A 607-nucleotide genomic window follows, 5' to 3' on the forward strand; every position below is an offset into this window, starting at 1 on the left:
CTTCTCTATCTCGCCGAAGCCGACATCGCCGGGCTCGAACTCGATCCGGCGCTCGCCCGCGCGGCGGTAAGGACGATCTTCAAGGCTCATCACGACGGCCAGACGCTGAGCAAGCCCAAGCTTGCGCTGGAGATCGGTCCCGGCCACGGCTTCCAATCGCTTTGCGCGGCCTCGCCCGCGATCGGCATGGCGGCGACAAAATGGCTCGGCATGGCGCCCGCCACGAATGGCGCGGGCACGCCCGGCATCCACGCCATGATTGCTCTCAACGACTATGCGTCCGGCAAGTTGCTGGCCGTCCTCGATGGTAACCTCGTCACGGCGATCCGGACGGCGGCCATGTCGGCGGCAGCAGGCGAGTTCCTGGCGCGGCCGGAGAGCCGCACCATCGGCTTCATCGGCTGCGGCCTGCAGGCTCGCTCGCATCTTGCCGCGTTCAAGTCCCTGCTGCCCGGTCTGACCGAGGTTCGCGCTTTCGGTCGAAGCCGCCGCACCACCGATCTCTTCATCGCGCATGCCCGCGAGCAGGGCTTTGCGGCCGAGGCTCATGATGGCGCCAGCGATGTCGTTCGTAGCAGCGACGTCGTCATCACGACCGTGCCCATGC

The 607-nt window shown here is 67.2% G+C and carries 1 protein-coding gene; it reads left to right on the forward strand.

Annotated features, from left to right (window positions below):
* Positions 1-607, forward strand: a 607-nt coding sequence (locus tag AB4Y92_RS25270) for a hypothetical protein (protein WP_441822113.1), incomplete at both ends; no start/stop codon positions are given.

It is taken from the genome of Lysobacter sp. TAB13, assembly GCF_052113885.1.
Classification (GTDB): Bacteria; Pseudomonadota; Gammaproteobacteria; order Xanthomonadales; family Xanthomonadaceae; genus Lysobacter; species Lysobacter gummosus.